General features: G+C 72.4%; 1 protein-coding gene. It reads right to left on the bottom strand.

Going from position 1 to position 5581, the window contains the following annotated elements; genetic code table 11:
* A partial coding sequence (locus ABTZ94_RS35980; RefSeq protein ID WP_351207409.1) for an SDR family NAD(P)-dependent oxidoreductase occupies positions 1–5581 on the bottom strand: 5581 nt, incomplete at both ends.

Raw genomic sequence — 5581 nt, 5'->3', positions numbered from 1 at the left:
GGGTCACCCAGCTGAGTCCCCGTGCCATGCGCCTCGACCGCGTCCACATCGGCGGCGGCCAGCCCCGCGTTGGCCAGCGCACGCCGGATCACCCGCTGCTGCGACGGCCCGTTGGGAGCGGTCAGACCGTTCGACGCACCGTCCTGATTCACCGCCGACCCACGGACGACACCCAGAACCCGTCGCCCGTTCCGTACGGCATCGGAGAGCCGCTCGAGCAGCAGCACGCCCGCGCCCTCCGCCCAGCCCGTGCCGTCCGCCGACGCCGCGAACGCCTTGCAGCGGCCGTCGGGTGCCAGCCCCCGCTGCCGCGAGAAGTCGACGAACGCGTCCGTCCCGGTCATGACGGTCACCCCGCCGGCCAGGGCCATGGAGCACTCGCCCGACCGCAGCGACTGCGCCGCCAGGTGCAGGGCGACCAGCGACGACGAGCACGCCGTGTCCAGCGTCACCGCCGGACCTTCCAGACCGAGGAAGTACGAGATCCGGCCCGAGACGACGGCGTTCGACGAACCGGTGATGCGGTGTCCCTCCACCAGCTCTGGCGTCAGGTGCAGGCGCAGCGCGTAGTCCTGGGTGTTGACCCCGGCGAAGACGCCGATGTCGCTGCCCCGGAGACTCGTGGGGTCGATCCCCGCCCGCTCGAACGTCTCCCAGGACGTCTCGAGCAGCAGTCGCTGCTGCGGATCCATCGCCAGCGCCTCCCGCGGCGAGATGCCGAAGAAGTCGGCGTCGAAGCCGGCCGCGTCGTCCAGGAAGGCGCCGCGTCGGGCGTAGGTCGTGCCCGGGTGGTCGGGGTCGGGGTCGTAGAGGGCGTCGAGGTCCCAGCCCCGGTCGGTGGGGAAGTCGGTGATCGCGTCGACGCCTGCGGTGAGCAGCTCCCACAATTCCTCGGGGCTGGTCACCCCGGCCGGGAAGCGGCAGCCCATGGCGACGATCGCGATGGGCTCGTCCGGGGCGATCGGCGTCCCCGTCGGGATGCCGGAGGCGTCGGCCTCCGCTCCCAGGAGTTCGGACCGCAGGTATCGCGCGAGGTCCTGCGGGTTCGGGCGGTCGTAGAGAAGCGTCGCGGGCAGCCGAAGGCCGGTCTCGGCGCCCAGCCGGTTGCGGAACTCGACCGAGGTGAGGGAGTCGAATCCGATGTCGTGGAAGGGGCGGGACGCGTCGACCTGGTTCCGGGCGGAGTGGCCGAGGACCTGCGAGGCGTGGCCGCCGATCAGGTCGAGCAGGGTCTTCTCCTGCTCGACCGGGCCGAGGCCGGCCAGGCGCTGGGCCCAGTCGGTGCCGCCGTGCCCGGTCGCGCCGCTCGCGACGCGCCGCCGGCCGGGGACGAGTCCGCGCAGGAGGAAGGGGACCGGGCTGGTACGGGACCGGGCGCGCAGACCGGCGAGATCCAGCTCGGCCGGCAGGAGGACGGAATCGGCGGCCCGGAGCGCGCGATCGAACAGCTCCATGCCCAGTGCGGCCGTGATCTCGGACATTCCGGTACGTCGGTTGCGTTGCACGTCGGCCTGGCCGAGATGGGCGGTCATCTCACTGCTCTCCGCCCAGCCGCCCCAGGCGAGAGACGTGGCGGGCAGCCCGGCCGCGTGACGACGCCGGGCCAGCGCGTCGAGGAAGGCGTTCGCCGCCGCGTAGTTGCCCTGCCCCGGATTCCCGAGCGTTCCCGCGGCCGACGAGAACAGTACGAACGCCGCCAGATCGAGATCACGCGTGAGTTCGTCCAGCACGAGCGCCGCGTCGGCCTTGGGGCGGAAGACCGTGTCCAGCCGCTCAGCGGTCAGAGCGGTGACCACACCGTCGTCCAGAACACCGGCCGTGTGGATCACACCGGTCAGCGGGGCATCCGACGGCACGGAGGCCAGCACACCGGCCACCGCGGCGCGATCGGCAACGTCACAGGCCACGATCCGCACCCGGGCGCCCAGACCGGCGAGCTCCTCCTCCAGCGCGTCCGCGCCCGGCGCCCGCGGCCCCCGACGGCTCACCAGCACCAAGGACCCGACCCCGTGCTCGCTCACCAGGTGCCGGGCCACCAGGCGGCCCAGACCCCCGGTTCCGCCCGTGATCAGCACGGTCCCCGCCGGGTCCAGCGCCCGGCCCCGCTCCACCACCGCGGCGGCCCGCTCCAGACGAGGCGCCCACACCCCACCCGAGCGCACCGCCACCTGCGGCTCCCCGGACTCCAGTACGCTCGCGAGCACTTCACGCGCGACCGGCACCTCCGGCGTCGTGTCGGTGTCGGTGTCGGTGTCGGTGTCGGTGTCGGTGTCGGTGTCGGTGTCGACGAGGAGGATCCGGCCGGGGTGCTCGGCCTGCGCCGAGCGCACCAGACCCCACACCGCCGCCCCGGAGAGGTCCGTCAGTTCGTGGTCGCCGTCCACCGCGACCGCCCCGTGGGTCACCACGACCAACCGCGTGTCCTTCAGCGCCGGTTCGGCCAGCCACGCCTGGAGCAGCTCCAGGATCCGGGTGGTGACCTCCCTCACGCCGTCGGCATCGGCGTGTTCGCCGCCGGGGACATCGACCAGGAGTACCCCCGAGGGTGCGCGGGTCCCGGCCTGCGCGCGTACGTCTTCGGCGGTGTCCGCCGGCGTGGCGTCCGGCACCGCCGCGTTCGGCTTCAGCGGCAGGCGCTCCCAGCCCACGCGGAACATCCGGTCGGCTGCCGCACCCGATTCCAGCGACATGGAGTCCATCGGCCAAAAGCGCAGCGACTCCACCGAGGCCACCGGGGCGCCCGACGCGTCGGCCAGCCGAACGCCGGCCGTGTCCGGCCCCTGCGGAGTCAGGTGAACGCGCAGAACCGTCGCGCCCTCCGCCCACAGACGTACGCCGGTCCAGTGGGACGGCAGCATCGGCCGCTGTTCCGGCCGGACGTCGAGGCACGCGTCCAGCAGGGCCGGGTGTATCCCGAACCCGTCGGCGCGGCCGGCCTCTTCCGGCAGAGCGACCTCGGCGAAGACCTCCTCGCCCCGGGTCCACACGCCTTCCGCCTCGGCTATCGCGCCCTGCGGCGGCCACTGGGTCAGTTCGAAGTCGGGGACCGTGCTGTCCGGAGCGAGCCGTCCGGAGGCGTGTCGCGTCCACAGCGAGCCCGGCCCGGCGTCCTCACGGCGCGCGTGCACCCGTACGGGCCGCTCCCCGGCCTCGTCGGCGTCACCGACCTCCACCCGCAGCTGTACGCCGCCGTGTTCGGGCATCACGAGCGGAGCCTCGACCACCAGCTCGGCCAGCAGCCCGCACCCCACCTCGTCACCGGCTCGCACCACAAGCTCGACAAACACCGGACCCGGCACGAGCACGCTCCCGGCCGCCGCGTGATCGGCCAGCCACGGATGTGTGCGCGGTGACAGCCGCGAACTGAACAGCAGTCCACCCGAGTCGGGCACCTCGACCACCGCGCCCAGCAGCGGATGATCGACGGCCCCGAGCCCCAGACCCTCCGCATCAGCCGTGCCTCCGGCGTTCTCCAGCCAGTAGCGCTGCCGCTGAAAGGCGTACGTCGGCAACTCCAGCGGCCACCCCGTGCTCTCACCGAGCAGGGCGTTCCAGTCGACCGACGCACCACGTACGTGCAGTCCGGCCAGGGCGGCGAGGGCCGAACGCACCTCGTCGTTCTCACGACGCAGAGACGGTACGAAGACGGAGGCGTCGCCCGTCAGGCAGTCCGGGCCCATCGTCGACAGGACGGCATCCGGCCCCATCTCCAGATACACGGAGACACCGGCCCGCTCCAACGCCCGTACACCGTCGGCGAATCGCACGGTCGCCCGGACGTGGTCCACCCAGTAATCGGGACGTGCGACAAGCTCCGGATCGGCGATCTCACCGGTCACATTGGACACGAGGGCGATGCGCGGCGGCCAAAACGTCAGCCCCTCCAGCACGGCCCGGAACTCGTCCAGCATCGGCTCCATCAGCACCGAGTGGAAGGCGTGCGAGACCGTCAGCCGACGCGTCTTGACCCCCTGGGACGCCAGCTGCGCGGCCACACCCATGACTTCCGACTCCACGCCGGAGATCACAAGCGAGGACGGCCCGTTCACGGCCGCGACATCCACTCCCGCCGACAGCAGCGGACGTACCGCATCCTCCGGCGCGGCCACCGACACCATCGCCCCACCGGAAGGCAGGGCCTGCATCAGCCGGCCACGCGCGGCCACCATCGTCGCCGCGTCCTCCAGCGACAGCACGCCTGCCGCATGTGCGGCGCTCAGCTCACCGACCGAATGGCCCGCAAGGTAGTCCGGTGTGACGCCCCACGATTCGTAGAGGCGATAGAGCGCGGACTCCACCGCGAACAGCCCGGCCTGGGTGAACACCGTCCGGTCCAGCACACCCGCTTCGGCTCCGAAGACGACCTCCGCGACGGAGTGCTCCACATGCCCGGCCAGCCGCTCGTCCAGCGCCGCGCACGCCGCGTCGAAGGCGTCCCGGAACACCTCGAACCTCTCATGCAACTCCCGGGCCATCTGCGCTCGTTGGCTTCCCTGCCCGGTGAACAGAACGGCCGTCCGACCGCCGTCCGCGCCCTCTCCGGTGACCACACCGGGCATGGACTCACCCCGCGCCAGCGCTTCGAGCCCGGCCAGTGCCTCGGCGCGGCCGTCCGCCACGATCACCGCGCGGTCGGGCAGGGCACTCCGTGTCCCGACCAGCGCGCGCCCCGTCTCCGCCAGACCCGCATCCGGCCGCTCCGACAGGAACGAAGCCAACTTCCTTGCTTGTCCCGCGAGTCCAGCCCGGCTGCGAGCCGACAGCACCAGCAAAACCGGTCCCGGGACCTCGGCCTCGGCCGTGTCCTCGCGCGCCTGCTCCGGAGCCTGCTCCAGAATCACGTGGACGTTGGTGCCGCTGACCCCGAAGGACGAGACACCCGCCCGGCGCGGACGGTCCGATTCCGGCCAAGGACGCGCCTGCGTCAGCAACTCGACGGCCCCAGCCGTCCAGTCCACCTGGGGGGTCGGCTCGTCCACGTGCAGGGTGCGCGGCAGCACCCGGTGCTGGAGCGCCATGACCATCTTGATCACACCGGCCACACCGGAAGCTGCCTGTGTGTGCCCAATGTTGGACTTCAACGACCCCAGCCACAGCGGCCGTTCAGCGTCACGGCCCTGCCCGTACGTGGCGAGCAGTGCCTGCGCCTCGATCGGGTCACCCAGCTGGGTCCCGGTTCCGTGGGCCTCCACCGCGTCCACATCCGCGACTGTCAGCCCGGCGTTCGCCAGAGCCGTCCGGACGACTCGCTGTTGGGAGGGGCCGTTCGGGGCTGTAAGGCCGTTCGACGCGCCGTCCTGGTTGACGGCCGTACCGCGCACCACGGCCCACACCCGGCGTCCGTTGCGCACCGCGTCCGACAGGCGCTCCAGGAGCAGCACCCCGGCACCCTCGGACCAGCCCGTTCCGTCGGCCGCCGCCGCGAAGGACTTGCACCGGCCGTCGGCCGCCAGGCCGCGCTGCCGCGAGAACCCGACGAAGGAGCTCGGCGAGGTCATCACCGTCACTCCGCCCGCCAGGGCCAGCGAGGACTCCCCCGACCGCAGCGACTGCACCGCCAGGTGGAGGGCGACCAGCGACG

The sequence above is a fragment of the Streptomyces sp. NPDC002785 genome (genome assembly GCF_040295565.1).
Lineage (GTDB): Bacteria > Actinomycetota > Actinomycetes > Streptomycetales > Streptomycetaceae > Streptomyces.
This window is presented reverse-complemented; position numbering and strand designations above follow the sequence as displayed.